The sequence below is a fragment of the Superficieibacter sp. BNK-5 genome, from assembly GCF_047456055.1.
Lineage (GTDB): Bacteria > Pseudomonadota > Gammaproteobacteria > Enterobacterales > Enterobacteriaceae > Superficieibacter.
This window is the reverse complement of the sequence record NZ_CP179893.1, coordinates 4180540-4196499: the sequence shown is the minus strand read 5'-3', so window position 1 is coordinate 4196499 and position 15960 is coordinate 4180540. Positions and strand designations below refer to the sequence as shown.

General features: G+C 54.6%; 14 protein-coding genes. All 14 read left to right on the top strand.

The window, feature by feature from the left end:
- The first annotated feature begins 1 nt into the window (after nt 1).
- Nucleotides 2-1999: a chemotaxis protein CheA gene (cheA, locus tag ACMGGS_RS20130; RefSeq protein WP_414164093.1), complete on the top strand. Its 1998-nt coding sequence runs from the start codon at nt 2-4 to the stop codon at nt 1997-1999.
- Nucleotides 2000-2020: 21 nt separating this feature from the next.
- Nucleotides 2021-2524, top strand: coding sequence for a chemotaxis protein CheW (cheW, locus tag ACMGGS_RS20125; RefSeq protein ID WP_414164092.1), 504 nt, complete (start codon nt 2021-2023; stop codon nt 2522-2524).
- Between the two features lie 699 nt (nt 2525-3223).
- The gene (locus ACMGGS_RS20120) at nt 3224-3793 is read left to right on the top strand and encodes a spore coat U domain-containing protein (RefSeq protein ID WP_414164091.1); all 570 of its coding nucleotides are present in this window, start codon (nt 3224-3226) and stop codon (nt 3791-3793) included.
- 9 nt (nt 3794-3802) lie between these two features.
- A complete protein-coding gene (locus ACMGGS_RS20115; RefSeq protein WP_414164090.1) occupies nt 3803-4348 on the top strand; it encodes a spore coat U domain-containing protein in 546 nt (181 codons plus the stop codon).
- Between the two features lie 15 nt (nt 4349-4363).
- Complete coding sequence (locus ACMGGS_RS20110; RefSeq protein ID WP_414164089.1) at nt 4364-5128, top strand: molecular chaperone; 765 nt, start codon at nt 4364-4366, stop codon at nt 5126-5128.
- A complete protein-coding gene (locus ACMGGS_RS20105; RefSeq protein ID WP_414164088.1) occupies nt 5104-7491 on the top strand; it encodes a fimbria/pilus outer membrane usher protein in 2388 nt (795 codons plus the stop codon). The genes ACMGGS_RS20110 and ACMGGS_RS20105 overlap by 25 nt, the downstream gene beginning before the upstream one ends.
- The gene (locus ACMGGS_RS20100) at nt 7491-8456 is read left to right on the top strand and encodes a spore coat U domain-containing protein (protein WP_414164087.1); all 966 of its coding nucleotides are present in this window, start codon (nt 7491-7493) and stop codon (nt 8454-8456) included. The genes ACMGGS_RS20105 and ACMGGS_RS20100 overlap by 1 nt, the downstream gene beginning before the upstream one ends.
- A 92-nt stretch (nt 8457-8548) precedes the next feature.
- On the top strand, nt 8549-10198 hold the full coding sequence (tar, locus tag ACMGGS_RS20095) for a methyl-accepting chemotaxis protein II (RefSeq protein ID WP_414164086.1): 1650 nt from the start codon (nt 8549-8551) through the stop codon (nt 10196-10198).
- 42 nt (nt 10199-10240) lie between these two features.
- Nucleotides 10241-11842, top strand: coding sequence for a methyl-accepting chemotaxis protein IV (gene tap, locus ACMGGS_RS20090; RefSeq protein ID WP_414164085.1), 1602 nt, complete (start codon nt 10241-10243; stop codon nt 11840-11842).
- Between the two features lie 19 nt (nt 11843-11861).
- Nucleotides 11862-12728, top strand: a complete 867-nt coding sequence (cheR, locus tag ACMGGS_RS20085; protein ID WP_176918912.1) for a protein-glutamate O-methyltransferase CheR — start codon at nt 11862-11864, stop codon at nt 12726-12728.
- Nucleotides 12725-13774 (top strand): protein-glutamate methylesterase/protein-glutamine glutaminase, encoded by a 1050-nt coding sequence (locus tag ACMGGS_RS20080; RefSeq protein ID WP_414164084.1) that lies wholly within the window; start codon nt 12725-12727, stop codon nt 13772-13774. The genes cheR and ACMGGS_RS20080 overlap by 4 nt, the downstream gene beginning before the upstream one ends.
- Before the next feature lie 17 nt (nt 13775-13791).
- The gene (gene cheY, locus ACMGGS_RS20075; RefSeq protein ID WP_176918910.1) at nt 13792-14181 is read left to right on the top strand and encodes a chemotaxis response regulator CheY; all 390 of its coding nucleotides are present in this window, start codon (nt 13792-13794) and stop codon (nt 14179-14181) included.
- A gap of 9 nt (nt 14182-14190) precedes the next feature.
- Nucleotides 14191-14832, top strand: coding sequence for a protein phosphatase CheZ (gene cheZ, locus ACMGGS_RS20070; RefSeq protein WP_176918909.1), 642 nt, complete (start codon nt 14191-14193; stop codon nt 14830-14832).
- 254 nt (nt 14833-15086) lie between these two features.
- Nucleotides 15087-15929 carry a helix-turn-helix domain-containing protein gene (locus ACMGGS_RS20065; protein WP_414164083.1) on the top strand — a complete coding sequence of 281 codons (843 nt, stop codon included), beginning with the start codon at nt 15087-15089 and terminating at the stop codon, nt 15927-15929.
- The last annotated feature ends 31 nt before the right edge of the window (nt 15930-15960 follow it).

The window sequence follows — 15960 nt, the reverse complement described above, 5'->3', positions numbered from 1 at the left end:
CGTGAGCATGGATATTAGCGATTTTTATCAGACTTTTTTTGATGAAGCCGATGAATTACTGGCCGACATGGAGCAGCACCTGCTGGATCTGGTCCCTGAGTCGCCGGACGGAGAACAGCTGAATGCGATCTTTCGCGCAGCTCACTCCATTAAGGGGGGCGCGGGTACCTTTGGGTTCTCTATTTTGCAGGAAACCACGCACCTGATGGAAAACCTGCTGGATGAAGCCCGGCGCGGGGAAATGCAGCTTAACACCGACATTATCAACCTGTTTTTGGAAACCAAAGATATTATGCAGGAACAGCTCGATGCCTATAAAAGCTCTCAGGAGCCGGACGCTGCCAGCTTTGAATATATCTGCGCGGCACTGCGTCAGTTAGCGCTGGAGGCAAAAGGCGAGATCGTCCCGCCACCCGCAGCCAAACTCACGGTAGTAGAGAAAGAGGAATCGCAGGCGAGCGCTGATGGGCAGACGCGCATCATCCTTTCGCGACTGAAAGCGGGTGAGCCGGATTTGCTGGAAGAGGAACTGGGTAATCTGGCGACCCTCACCGGGGTGGAAAAAACTGCAGATTCCCTGTCCGCGATCCTTGATGGCAGCGTGGAACAGGACGACATCGTTGCTGTGCTGTGCTTCGTTATTGAAGCTGACCAGATCGCTTTTGACGTGGTTGAAGCGGATGAGCCTGAAACGGAAGAGGACGATCAACCCGCCGCAGACGTACCGGTGCCTGCCGCGCCGGTGCTGGTCGCAGTGCCAAAAGAGGCACCGGCAGGGCGCAACAGTGCCGAAAAACCGGCGCGCGTCAGCGAATCCTCCAGCATCCGTGTGGCAGTAGAGAAGGTCGATCAACTGATCAACCTTGTCGGCGAACTGGTGATCACCCAGTCGATGCTGGCCCAGCGTTCGAATGAGCTGGACCCGGTTACGCACGGCGATCTGATCACCAGCATGGGCCAGCTCCAGCGTAACGCGCGCGATCTCCAGGAATCGGTGATGTCCATCCGCATGATGCCGATGGAATACGTCTTCAGCCGTTTCCCGCGCCTGGTGCGCGACCTGGCGAGCAAGCTGAATAAACAGGTGGAACTCACTCTGATGGGCAGTTCTACCGAACTGGATAAAAGCCTGATTGAACGCATTATCGATCCGCTGACGCATCTGGTGCGTAACAGCCTCGATCACGGTATTGAATCGCCGGAGACGCGCCTTGCCGCCGGGAAATCCGCGGTGGGTAATCTGGTGCTGTCCGCCGAGCATCAGGGGGGCAATATCTGTATCGAAGTCACCGACGACGGCGCGGGGCTTAATCGCGAACGCATCCTTGCCAAAGCCGTTTCTCAGGGCATGCCGGTCCATGACAACATGAGTGACGAAGAGGTCGGCATGTTGATTTTCGCGCCGGGTTTCTCTACCGCTGAACAGGTGACCGATGTTTCCGGACGCGGCGTGGGTATGGACGTGGTGAAACGTAACATTCAGGAGATGGGCGGTCACGTCGAGATCCAGTCGAAGCAGGGGACCGGGACCACCATCCGCATTCTGCTGCCGCTGACGCTGGCGATCCTCGACGGCATGTCGGTCAAAGTGAGCGGTGAAGTGTTTATCCTGCCGCTGAATGCGGTGATGGAATCTCTGCAACCACGTGAGGAGGATCTGCATCCGCTGGCGGGTGGCGAACGCGTGCTGGAAGTCCGTGGCGAATATCTGCCGCTGGTCGAACTGTGGAAAGTCTTTGACGTAGAGGGTGCCAGAACCGAGGCAACGCAGGGCATTGTCGTGATCCTGCAAACGGCCGGACGCCGTTATGCGCTGCTGGTCGATCAGTTGATTGGTCAGCATCAGGTGGTGGTGAAGAACCTTGAAAGCAATTACCGTAAAGTTCCTGGAATTTCCGCCGCCACCATTCTTGGCGATGGTAGCGTCGCGCTGATTGTCGATGTCTCAGCGCTTCAGGGATTAAATCGTGAACAACGTATGGCGCACACAGCAGCCTGATTAAGTTAAAAGGGTAAAAACATGACCGGTATGAATAATGTGACAAAACTGGCAGGTGAGCCATCGGGCCAGGAGTTTCTGGTCTTCACGCTGGGCGATGAAGAGTACGGCATTGATATTCTGAAAGTACAGGAAATTCGCGGCTACGATCAGGTCACGCGCATTGCTAACACGCCTGCGTTCATTAAAGGCGTGACCAACCTGCGCGGAGTGATCGTGCCGATTGTCGATCTGCGAGTGAAATTTGAGCAGCAGGGCGTGGAATACAACGACAACACGGTGGTGATCGTGCTCAATCTCGGTCAGCGCGTGGTGGGTATTGTGGTTGACGGTGTTTCTGACGTACTGTCGCTCACTGCCGAGCAAATCCGCCCGGCACCGGAATTCGCGGTCACGCTCTCCACCGAATACCTCACCGGTCTCGGCGCAATCGGCGAGCGAATGCTGATTCTGGTCAACATCGAAAAACTGCTGAACAGCGAAGAAATGGCGCTGATTGACTCGGCTGCTACTCACGCTGCCTGATAGTATCGGGTTCCTTGCGCTGGATAAGCGCAAGGAGTCTTTTTGTTCTGAGACTGAAGACAACGCAGTTTTAGCTATTGTGCGCCATGTTGCCGGGTGGTGGCTGCGCCTTACCGGGCCTACGAAAAACATTAATATCAACAGATTATTCGTGATCTCCAGGCCTGTGCAAGCGAAGCGCCGCAGGCATAACTCCACGGGATAACGCTTGTCAACAGCCGGCTTTTTATTCTGCCTCTCTTTTCCTCTCTGCCGCTTTCCGCTCGCGCCGCTAATTCGCGCTTTCTTATATGCTTAATATTTTAATAATTACTCCACTTTATTAATTGTTATTAATATAGAGTTAAGTTGCCTTAACATCGCGTTATTGCCTGCAGTTTCATTGCTGATAATGTCTCTTTTTTTCCAGACTTGTTTTAACTATTTTAAAAAAAATCGCCATCTCATCGTGATAACAGTCACAAAAAATAGCTATATTCTATGAAATAAATTGATGGAATAAAAATATAAATTTTAACTATTTGTAATATATAAATAAATTTTTACACCACCAAAATCAGGGATCGTTAAGCGGCTATCTAATTCAGGTAATCTAAACTAAATTTTAATCAGATGGGTTTATCCTTTGTCATATCAGAGTTAAACGGACTGCGGCGTAAATTAAAACGCCGACCTCATCCCTTTGCCGGAGACGGTACAATGAACCGAATGCGCCTTTTAATCGCGACAAGCAGTATTCTGGTTTTAATGAGTTCACAGGCCCTCGCAGTAACCAGCAGTGGTACTATTGGTGCTACCTTAACATTGACCAATGGTTGCTTAATTAATGGCTCTCCCAGCCAGAATGGTATTGATTTCGGTACGCTGGATTTTGGTACTCACCCTGCAACGTTTTCAACCCTTACCACACAGTTGACGGGCGCGACCGGAGGAAATAGTTTTGGTATTCAATGCACTACTGCCAGTTATTCTGTACAGGTTACCGGAAATACCAATACTACTAATCCTGGCTCTTCAGTCGGTACGCCGGGGACCGATCCGCGTTATTTAGTTAATACCGCAGATACCACTCAGGGTGTTGCATATAACCTTTATAGTGACAGCGGCTTTAATAATGAAATCACTAACGATGCCCCTATTCCTATTGCCTCAAATACCGGTGGCGTTGATAACTATACCCTCTACGGGCGGATACAAGATGGCGGAAATAGCGTTACCGTTGTCCCCGGAACCTATACCGACACGATTAACGTCAGCGTAACTTACTAGCCTCGCACCATGTCGGGACAAAATACGGGCCTCCTGGCGGAGGCCAGGGGACGTTTACGCTTTTTTCTGGCGCTGGCACTCTTTTTCCCGCTCGCTCAGCCGCAGGCAATTACCACGCAAGCCTTTCAGGTGAGCGCGTCAATTGTGCGCGGTTGTTCAGTGATTAGCGGAATGGGAGGCGAACTTGGCTCGCTGAATTTTGGTTCACGCTCGGGTGTCACCTCAGGCACGGTGAGTACCCAGTTTGTCCCAAATACCGCGCTGTCGCTGGCCTGCACGCCGGGAGTCGCGCTCAGTATGAGTATCAATGAGGGACAGCATGCCACCTCCGTGCGCAATATGCAGCGGGCACAAGGCGAGGAGCGCGTTCCTTATCGCCTCTATAACAACAGCTCGCTGGCGGCAAATAGTGAGATTGGCGTCAACCAGACGGTCGCCGTCCCTGTCAGTGACGCCAGCAATATCGTACTGACACTGTTTGGCGTGGCGCAACTGACCGGCTTAAGTCCGGCAGGCGTGTACAGCGATCAACTTACCGTGACCTTATCGTGGTGATGCAGGGAGATATCAATGAGAAGTATTACCACATTATTGCTGGCAGTCTGCCTGCTGATAACCAGTTCGCTGGTGGGGATTAATCAAGCCACTGCCGCTGCTACCGTTTTACTGTGGCCGATTGACCCCTGGCTGGGTGCTGAGATGAATGCGACCGAACTGTGGATCGAGAATCAGGGCAACAGCGCCACCACCATGCAGGTGCGCATTGTACGCTGGACGCAGGAGGGCGGCTATGAGCGTTATCAGGCGCAACAGGATGTTGTTGCCAGTCCGCCGATCCTGCGTATCGATCGCGGCAGTAAGCAGTTAATCCGCCTGATTAAACAAACCGGCGCGCCATCAGGCACCGAAAAAGCCTATCGCATTATCATCGACGAGATCCCTCAGCCCAACGAGCCGGCGACGCCACAAATGGGCATCAAACTTCAGATGCGCTATTCGCTGCCCTTGTTTGTCTATGGCAACGGGATCCGCACGCAGGTTAATGCGGCCGAACATGCTGACGTTGACAAGAGTCGCCTGCGCTGGCGAACCGTACAACAACAAGGCAAACCGGCGTTAGAGATCACCAATAGCGGCAATGTCCATCTTCGCTTAAGTCAGGTGAGCATAGAGCAGAACGGGAAGAAACATAAGCTGGGAGAAGGGTTACTGGGATATGTCCTCCCCGGTCAGACGCGCCACTGGCCACTGCCGGCAGGCGTCACTCGCCCGGACGAACTGCGGGCGACCATTAATGCAAGGGATGCGCAATGGCACTCCGCACCGGGCAATTAAGTTCGCTGATGCTACTGACTTTTGTCACCAGCGCTACCGCTGTAAACGCCCAGGAAGCGGATGATGCTCTTCCGCCGCCGCCGGATGCGTCTGCGGTAAATGCCCGGTCACTTTATCATCTTGCGCTGGTGATTAATCATTACGATACTCGTCAGGTGCTGCCCGTTGTGCAGCGAGAGGGAAATTACTTCATGTCCAGCGCCGATTTACAGCGTGCCGGACTGCCGGGAGAGCATCTGCCGCAGGGGGAGGTTAATCTTTCCACGTTACCGGACGTCCGCGTTGACTATGACGGCAATGGTCAGCGTCTGCTGCTGAGTGTCCCGCGCGACTGGCTACCTGCGCGGGCAACCTCGTTTCAGGATGGGGTGCCCCGCAGCGAGCCGGTGAACGGGCAGGGAGCACTGGTCAATTACGATCTCTATACCAGCCAGACCGAGCACGGTGCCGGACAGATTTCGCTCTGGCACGAGTTCCGCTACTTCTACGATGCGGGTTCGCTCTCCTCAACCGGTAGCCTGCGGCATATCCTTAGCGGGAATTACCCGCAGCAGGAAGGATATATCCGCTATGACACCACCCTGAACATCACCAATGAAGATGACATCACGCAGTGGAGCGTTGGCGATGTGATCAGTGACTCGCTCAACTGGAGCAACAGCGTGCGCATTGGAGGGCTGCGCTATGGCAGGGATTTTTCTCTGCGCCCCGATCTGGTGACCTGGCCTCTGCCGGCGTTTTCCGGCGAGGCGGCGGTTCCCTCGTCGGTCGATCTGTTTATCGATGGTTACCGCGCCGGGAGTACACAGCTCCAGCCCGGCCCCTTTTCGCTGACCAATTTGCCCTACGTCAACGGTGCGGGTAATGCGGTACTGGTCACGACCGATGCGCTGGGTCGTCAGGTCAGTACGGTGCTGCCGTTTTATGTCGACAGCGAGTTACTCAGCCCCGGCTTAAGCGATGGCGCTATAACCCTGGGCGCGCTGCGCCGCAGCTACGGCGTGGATAATTTTGATTATGGTCCGGCGGTGGCGAGCGGATCGTATCGCTACGGCGTAACTGACTGGCTGACCATGGAAAGCCACGCAGAGAGTGCACAATCGCTGGCGCTGGGCGGCATAGGCAGCATCGTCAGACTCTGGCGGCTGGGCGTGGTGAACAGCGCCTGGAGCCAAAGCGAGATGCGCGGCGAAAGCGGCCATCAGCTTAACTGGGGTTACCAGTACAACACCAGCACCTTTAGTCTCGGGACCCAGCATACGCGGCGCAATGCAACGTTTGGTAACCTGGCGCTCTATGACCGCCCGGTGATGATGGACGCCAATAACCATCCCATTGCCAGCCTGAGTAAAAGCGCCGATCAGTACTCTCTGTCCATGAACCTTGAGGAATTTGGCAATGTTGGGGCCGCCTGGATCGGCGTACAGAGTTTTGATGGTCAGCGTAGCGAGCTGTTGAATATCTCCTGGAGTCGTAATTTGTGGGGCAGCAGCAGTATTTATCTGGCCGCCAGCCATGACCAGCAGCAGGATGACTGGACCATGGCGATGTCGATACAAATTCCGCTTGGCGAGCGGGACGGCGCGGGTATCAGCATGGAAAAAACGCCGGATGCGGGCAGCACGCAGCGCGTCAACTATAGCCATGCCATGCCTGCCGACGGCGGATTCGGTTGGGACCTTGCGTGGGCCAGACAGTCGCAGGCCAGCCAATATCAGCAGGCGTCACTCGGCTGGCGCAATAATAACGTCGAGTTGCAGGGCGGCGGTTATGGCGAGCGTGACATGATGACCTGGTGGGGCGAAGCGATGGGCGCACTGGTATTGATGGACGGTCAGTTCTTCACCGCTAATAAAATCAGCGATGCCTTTGTGGTGATCAGCACCGATGGCTTTGCCGATATTCCGGTCAGCTATGAAAATCAACCGGTGGGTAAAACGGACAAAAACGGTTATCTGCTGGTGAGCGGCGTCTCGGCATACTATCCGGCAAGTTACCGGATCGATGCGCTGAATCTACCTGCCGATACCCGGTTGCGGGAAACAGAGCAGCGGGTAGCGCTGCGTCGTAACAGTGGTTATCTGGTGGAGTTCCCGATGACCCAAACGAAGGTTGCCAGCGTTATCCTCCATGACGAAGAGGGACATGACATTCCGCTGGGAAGCCAGGTTTACCGAAACCGGCAGGCAACAACAGTGGTGGGTTATGACGGTATTGCCTGGCTGGAAAATCTCAGCGCGATAAATGAACTGAAAATTGCAAAATCTGACGGCTCCATCTGTCATGTGACGCTTACGCTGCGGGAAAATCCGCTGCATAAACTGCAAACTTACGGGCCATTGACCTGTAAGGCAGGCCAGTAATGAAACGTCTGCCTTTTCTGCTGGTGCTGCTTTTCCTGTTCGCGCCGGGGCTGCGCGCCGCCTGCGTGGTGAGCGTTGGCAATGCGGCGTTTGGCTCGCTCTCTTCATTTAGCGTAAGCAATAATGAGTCGCAAGTCGCGGTGAATCTGGTGGTTGAATGCGACACCATTCTGAATCTGCTGACCAATGACTCGGTGACGCTCAACTATACCAGCGCCTCGCTTAATGCCAGTAATCGGGCAACGTTGCGGCGTACCGATACGCCAGCCAATCCGGATGCGATCCCGGTGCGGCTATGCGGCGGACAGAACTGTTCTGCTACCACCGAAACCACCATCGGACAAAGTTATACCTGGAGCGGAAATACGCTTCTCGGCCTGCTCTCCTCAAAACGCTATACGCTGCCGGTTTATATACGTACCGTTGGCGGGCAAAGCGTTAGTGCCGGACCTTACCGGGTAACACTTAACTTTTCGGTTAGCTACAGCGTCTGTTCACTGGGAATATCGTTACTCTGTACCACCGCGCAAACCGGCACCCGCACCCTCAGCACCCAGGTCGATCTGACCGTGACTAACGACTGCATTACGATCAATGCGCCCAACGTTAACTTTGGCAGCGCACCTATGGTGCGTGATTTCCCCGTCATTTCTCAGTCTGTCGGTATTACCTGTACCAAAGGCAGCAGCTACACGGTAGGGATTAACAACGGGAGCTGGGCAAACGGCAACGTGCGTAATATGGCGTTCGGGGCGAACCGGCTGAGCTACGACATTTACAAAGGCAGCACGACTAACCGCTGGGGTAGCACCGGCGCGGAACGCTGGGACAGTAATAGTTCATCGGCCGTGAGTCAGGACGGGTTACTGCGCACCTATAATTACACCGCCCGGATCCTGAGCGGGCAAACCACGCCTCCTGTCGGCGACTACAGCGACACGCTGCTGATCGACATCGCCTTCTGATCAAGACCAGTAAGATTAATCCGTAACGCAAACATAAAGTTCCCTTCCGGCTTGCCGATAACTCCGATAACAAGCCATTAAGAAGGTGATGTATGTTGAATCGTATCCGCGTTGTCACATTGCTGATGATGGTGCTGGGCGTCTTCGCGCTGTTGCAACTGTTATCTGGCGGCCTGCTTTTCTCTTCTTTACAGCAGAACCAGCAGAGTTTTGTCCTTTCCAACGATCTTCGTACCCACCAGGCTGAAATCAATAAAACCTGGGCGCTGATGCTGCAAACGCGCATTAACCTCAGCCGCTCGTCGGCTCGCATGATGATGGACGCGGCAAATCAGCAGAGCAGCGCGAAAACCGATCTGCTGAAAAATGCCCGCAGCACGCTGGATGACGCCGCCAGCCATTACGCGGCTTTCCAGCGCACGCCGCAGCCAAAGGAGATGCTGGCCGCCAGTCAGACGCTTGACGCCAGTTACCAGAAATACCACGCCGCGTTGACGGAACTGATCCAGTTCCTCGAAAACAGTCAGATGGAGGCTTACTTCGCTCAGCCTACGCAGGGAATGCAGAATGCAATGGGCGAAGCGATGACGCAATATGCGGCGTTAAGCGAATCGCTTTACCACGACGCGTTTACCGCCAGCGCGCAGGATTATCGCTTTGCCCAATGGCAACTGGCGATCCTGGCGGTGGTACTGGTGATAGTGCTGGTGGGGGTCTGGTACGCCATTCGCCATAGTTTGCTCACGCCACTGGCGGCGATTATGCGCCATCTGCGCCACATCGCCAGCGGTGATTTGACCCAGCGCGTGACGCTTTCCGGGCGCAATGAAATGACCGAGCTTGCCGGGACGGTCGATCATATGCAGCAGGAACTCATTAATACGGTGAGCAACGTGCGTGGCGGTTCAGATGCTATTTATAGCGGCATGACGGATATCGCCCGCGGCAACCACGATCTCTCTTCACGTACCGAGCAACAGGCCGCCGCGCTGGAAGAAACTGCCGCCAGCATGGAACAACTGACCGCGACAGTGAAACAGAATGCCGATAATGCGCGTCAGGCCTCACAGCTTGCCCGCAGCGCGTCCGACACAGCCCGCCACGGGGGCAAGGTAGTAGACGGCGTGGTTAACACCATGCACGACATTGCCGCCAGCTCGAAAAAAATTGCCGATATCACCAGCGTTATCGACGGCATCGCCTTCCAGACCAACATCCTTGCGCTTAACGCTGCGGTTGAAGCGGCGCGCGCCGGGGAGCAGGGGCGCGGCTTTGCCGTCGTGGCGGGCGAAGTCCGCAACCTTGCCAGCCGTAGCGCGCAGGCAGCCAAAGAGATTAAAACCCTGATTGATGATTCCGTTTCGCGCGTCGATACCGGCTCGGTACTGGTCGAAAGCGCGGGCGAAACGATGGCCGACATTGTTAACGCTGTGACCCGCGTCAACGACATTATGGGCGAAATTGCTTCCGCCTCGGACGAGCAAAGCCGGGGGATTGATCAGGTCGCGCTGGCGGTAGCCGAAATGGATCGGGTTACGCAACAAAATGCCACGCTGGTGCAGGGGTCCGCTGCATCCGCCGCAGAACTAGAAGAGCAGGCGAGTCGACTGAACCAGGCAGTATCGGCCTTTCGTCTCTCAACCGCCGCTCCTGAAACCACCTCTTCACAGCCGGTGATGGTAGTGGCACAGCATTCACGTCCGGCAATCGTCGGTGCTGATAATAACTGGGAAACCTTTTAATTTTTTGTGATGGCGGCGCGTTGCCGCGTAATGGGAGCGTTGATGTTTAATCGTATTCGTATCTCGACCACGTTATTTTTGATCCTTGTACTCTGTGGTGTGCTACAGGTAGGAAGCAACGGCTTGTCCTTTTGGGCCTTTCGCGACGGCGTGCAGAACGTCAACCAAATCGAGCGTAGCAACCATCAGCGCACGCTGCTGATGCAAAGCCGGGCGGTAATGCTACAGGCCAGTAACGCGCTGAATAAAGCCGGAACGCTGACGGCCCTGAGCTATCCGCCAGAAGAGATCAAAGCGCTGATGACCCGCGCCCGTGACAGCATGAAGCTGGCGGATAAGCACATTGCCGAGCTGCTGGCGCTACCTGCGGTAACCGATACCGGCAAGGCGCTGCAATCTGAAACTAAAAAAAGCTTCACCGCCTGGCGTAACGATCTGGAACATCAGGCCACCTGGCTTGAAAGCAACCAGCTTTCCGACTTTATGAGCGCCCCGGTTGAGCAATCCCAGCAGGCGTTTGATAAAAACTTCACCGCCTGGCAGACGCATATCGATCAGCTGATGGGGCAGGCGCGTCAGGGCAGTGAAAAGAACTACCACATGTCGGCGGCGATTTTCATCGCGATGGTGATCATTGCCGGTCTGCTGACCACCGCCTCGCTGTTCTGGTCACGACGGATGATCGTTCAGCCGCTGGCAATTATTTCCAGCCACTTTGACAGTATTGCCCAGGGCAATCTTGCCCGCCCGGTCGCGGTGTATGGCAAAAATGAAATCTCGGCGATTTTCGCCAGCCTTAAGGCGATGCAGACGGCGCTGCGGGCCACCGTGAGCGAAGTCCGTCAGGGCAGTTTTGCCATGCATACGGGCATTTCAGAAATTGCTGAAGGTAACAACGATCTGTCATCACGTACTGAACAACAGGCGGCCTCGCTGGCGGAAACCGCCGCCAGCATGGAGCAGTTAACCGCGACGGTCGGACAGAACGCAGATAACGCTCGTCAGGCGGCCGGACTGGCGCGAAGCGCGGCAGACACCGCCAAAAAAGGCGGCGAGCAGGCCGCGCACGTCGCCGACACCATGCGTGATATCGAAACCAGTTCGCAGAAGATTGGCGACATCATCAGCGTCATCGACGGCATTGCTTTCCAGACCAACATCCTGGCGCTTAACGCGGCGGTAGAAGCCGCCCGTGCGGGCGAACAGGGGCGCGGTTTTGCCGTGGTGGCGGGTGAGGTGCGTAACCTCGCCAGCCGCAGTGCGCAGGCGGCGAAAGAGATCAAAGTGCTGATTGAAGCCTCGGTCTCCCGGGTTCAGGAAGGCTCGTCTCAGGCCGGCACCGCAGCGAAAACCCTGAGTGAAATCGTGCGTTCCGTCACCCAGGTTAACGACATTATGGGCGAAATCGCCTCAGCCTCAGACGAACAGCGCCGGGGTATTGAACAGGTGGCGCTGGCGGTTAGCCAGATGGATCAGGTCACCCAGCAGAACGCCTCGCTGGTCGAAGAGGGGGCTGCTGCCACCAGTGAATTAACCAGCCAGGCAAACCATCTGACCGCGCTGGTTTCCCGATTTCAGCTTGAAGAGCAACCTGCAACGCAAGAAGTACGGACGCCGCCCGTTGTGGCGTCAGAGATCTCCTGAAGGTAATTGAGAAGGCGCTATGACATCATCGCTGCCCGCCGGGCAAACGTCTTTACTTATGCAGATGACGCAGCGCCTCGCGCTGTCCGACACGCACTTTCGTCGGATATGTCAGTTGATTTACCAGCGCGCAGGGATCGTGCTGGCGGACCACAAACGTGACATGGTTTACAACCGTCTGGTGCGCCGTTTACGCACTCTCGGTCTGGAAGACTTTGGTCATTATCTGGGCATGCTGGAAGCGAATCCAAACAGCGCAGAGTGGCAGGCGTTTATTAACTCGCTGACCACCAACCTGACCGCCTTTTTCCGGGAAGGGCATCACTTTCCGGTACTGGCGGAACATGCCCGCAAGCGTCAGGGGGAATACCGCGTCTGGAGTGCGGCAGCGTCTACCGGTGAAGAGCCATACTCACTGGCGATCACCCTCGCCGATACGCTGGGAACCGCGCCGGGACGCTGGAAGGTCTATGGCAGCGATATTGATACCGAAGTGCTGCGCAAAGCGCAGGAGGGGATTTACCGTCAGGAAGAGTTAAAAACCCTGTCGCCGCAGCAGCTTCAGCGTTACTTCATGCGCGGCACCGGGCCACATTCCGGGCTGGTGCGGGTGCGACAAGAACTGGCGAACTATGTCGAGTTCTCGCCATTGAATCTTCTGGAAAAACAGTACAACGTGCAGGGGCCGTTTGATGCCATCTTCTGCCGTAACGTAATGATCTACTTTGATAAAACGACGCAGCAGGACATTTTGCGCCGCTTTGTACCGCTGCTCAAACCCGACGGGCTGTTGTTTGCCGGACACTCGGAGAACTTCAGTCAACTGGTGCGCGATTTTACCCTGCGCGGGCAGACGGTTTACGCACTGAGTAAGGAAAAAGCATGAGCAAGATCAGGGTGCTCTCGGTCGACGACTCGGCGCTGATGCGCCAAATCATGACCGAAATCATAAACAGTCATAGCGACATGGAGATGGTGGCGACGGCACCCGATCCGCTGGTCGCGCGCGATCTCATCAAGAAATACAACCCGGATGTGCTGACGCTGGATGTCGAAATGCCACGCATGGACGGGCTGGATTTTCTGGAAAAACTGATGCGTCTGCGCCCGATGCCGGTGGTGATGGTCTCGTCGCTGACCGGTAAAGGCTCGGAGGTTACGCTACGCGCGCTGGAACTTGGCGCGATCGATTTTGTGACCAAGCCGCAGCTAGGCATTCGCGAGGGGATGCTGGCCTACAGCGAGATGATCGCCGAAAAAGTGCGCACCGCCTCCAGAGCCAAACTGGCAGCGCACAAGCCGATTGCGGCATCGGTGACGCTGAAAGCCGGACCGCTATTAAGCTCGGAAAAACTGATGGTGATTGGCGCCTCCACCGGCGGCACCGAGGCGATTCGCCATGTGCTTCAGCCGCTGCCGCTCTCCAGCCCGGCAGTGTTGATCACTCAGCATATGCCACCAGGGTTTACCCGATCCTTTGCCGAGCGTCTGAACAAACTCTGTCAGATTAGCGTGAAAGAAGCCGAAGACGGCGAACGCGTGCTGCCGGGCCATGCCTATATTGCCCCCGGCGATAAGCATATGGAGCTGGCGCGTAGCGGGGCTAACTACCAAATCAAAATTCATGACGGCCCGCCGGTTAACCGGCACCGTCCTTCAGTCGATGTGTTGTTTCATTCGGTGGCAAAACATGCGGGGCGCAACGCCGTCGGGGTGATCCTGACGGGGATGGGCAACGACGGCGCGGCCGGAATACTGGCGATGCACCAGGCAGGAGCCTGGACCATCGCCCAGAACGAAGCAAGTTGTGTGGTGTTCGGCATGCCGCGCGAAGCCATCAATACCGGTGGTGTGAGCGAAGTGGTCGATCTTAGTCAGATAAGCCAGCAGATGCTGGCGAAAATCAGTGCCGGACAGGCAATACGTATTTGAACCAGGAGTAATTTTTTATGGCGGATAAAGAGCTTAAGTTTTTGGTTGTGGATGACTTTTCCACCATGCGTCGCATTGTGCGTAACCTGCTAAAAGAGCTGGGATTCAACAACGTTGAAGAAGCAGAAGATGGCGTGGATGCACTGAATAAATTGCAGGCGGGTGGCTTTGGTTTTGTGATCTCCGACTGGAACATGCCCAATATGGATGGTCTGGAGCTGTTAAAAACCATTCGTGCTGATGGCGCAATGTCGTCGTTGCCGGTACTGATGGTGACGGCAGAAGCGAAGAAGGAAAACATCATTGCTGCCGCACAGGCGGGGGCCAGCGGCTACGTGGTTAAACCCTTCACCGCAGCCACTCTGGAAGAAAAGCTGAATAAGATTTTCGAGAAACTTGGCATGTAAGGACCTGTTATGATGCAATCTTTCAATCTTGCTGAAGAACATTCAGCCGGGGATATTATTGCCCGCATCGGTAGTTTGACCCGTATGTTACGTGACAGCCTGCGCGAACTGGGTCTGGATCAGGCCATCGCCGAAGCGGCGGAAGCAATCCCCGATGCCCGCGATCGTCTTGACTATGTGGTACAAATGACCGCCCAGGCGGCAGAGCGCGCGCTGAACTGCGTGGAACTTTCACAACCGCACCAGAACCAGATGGAAAGCCAGGCCAAAGCGCTGTCCGGGCGCTGGGACCAGTGGTTTGAAAATCCAATTGAGCTGTCGGACGCCCGCGAGCTGGTGAGTGACACCCGCAGCTATCTGGCGGATGTACCGGGCCACACTAGCTTCACCAATGCGCAACTGCTGGAAATCATGATGGCCCAGGATTTCCAGGATCTCACCGGTCAGGTGATCAAACGCATGATGGACGTTATCCAGGAAATTGAGCGCCAGTTATTGATGGTGCTGCTGGAAAATATGCCGGAGCCGGGTGCGCGCGCAAAACGTGAAAACGAAAGCCTGCTCAACGGCCCGCAGGTTGACGCCTCCAAAGTCGGTGTGGTCGCCAGCCAGGACCAGGTTGACGATCTGCTGGACAGTTTAGGTTTTTGATATACGGTGCGCTACCCTGGCGGTAGCGCATTTTCCCCCTTCGTTTTTCCCCCTCACGCCGCGATTGTGCCAAAAATGATGACTCAGTCACGCTGTCTTACGCGCCAGTGCCATTTCACTATATAGACTTGTCATAATTATTACGGTTAAATAATCCAGTCAGCTGAGTTACGGTACTGATTTATTCTTACGGCGCTTACTTAACGGCGGCAGAGTGATATTTTCCTTTTACTGTTATTACGGATGAGGGTGAAATGAAAATCCTGCGCAGCAATGAGTTTTTTCTTTCAGAACGACACGCCTTTTGCCTTTTTGTACTCAACAATCAAAAAATGGAAGAAGTGCATGGGCATGAATTCGATGAATTGGTGATAGTAGTTGCCGGAAGCGGCTTTCATATTATTAATGATAATGTTCAGTTTATCTATCAGGGTGATTTTTTCTTCGTAACCTTTAACGATACTCATAGCTATTTATCCACCAATAACCTGTCAGTGATCAACCTGCTGATCCGCCGGGAACGACATTTTCAATACATCACTAATATTGATGTATTGTTGAACTATCTGCGTGGGAACAGCGCCCAGGAAAAAATTCACGCGCACTGCTTATCAGCGGAAGAGATTAATCAGATTGTCGCTTTTAGCAATGCTATCAATGCCCGAAACGATGATAATTTCGATATGCTCTATTTCTGCGCTACGGAAAGTATGGTGTTGATGATGATCAATCAACTTTGCCAGAGCGTTGCACAGAAACATTCAGTGGATAACGTTGCCGATGCCCGGCGTATGAAACTCATCCATTTGTTGAAACACCATTATTTGCGCCATATTAACTGGCGCGAACTTTGTGAAGAGTGCGGTATTGCCAGACGCACGATGTTTCGTTTCATCAAGGAGATCACCGGCTATACGCCGGTTAAATTCCAGTTGTTATTCCGCTTACTCAAAGCTCAGGAATTACTGCGCACGACGGATAAAACGATCAAGGAGGTGGCCGCCAGTTGTGGTTTTCAAAATGCAACCAGACTAACCGAGTCTTATAAACGTCAATTTACTTATCCTCCCTCGCAGGAACGTCATCGGCGGCGTTAAGGGAACCACGAAGAATAAACCATTAAGGTGA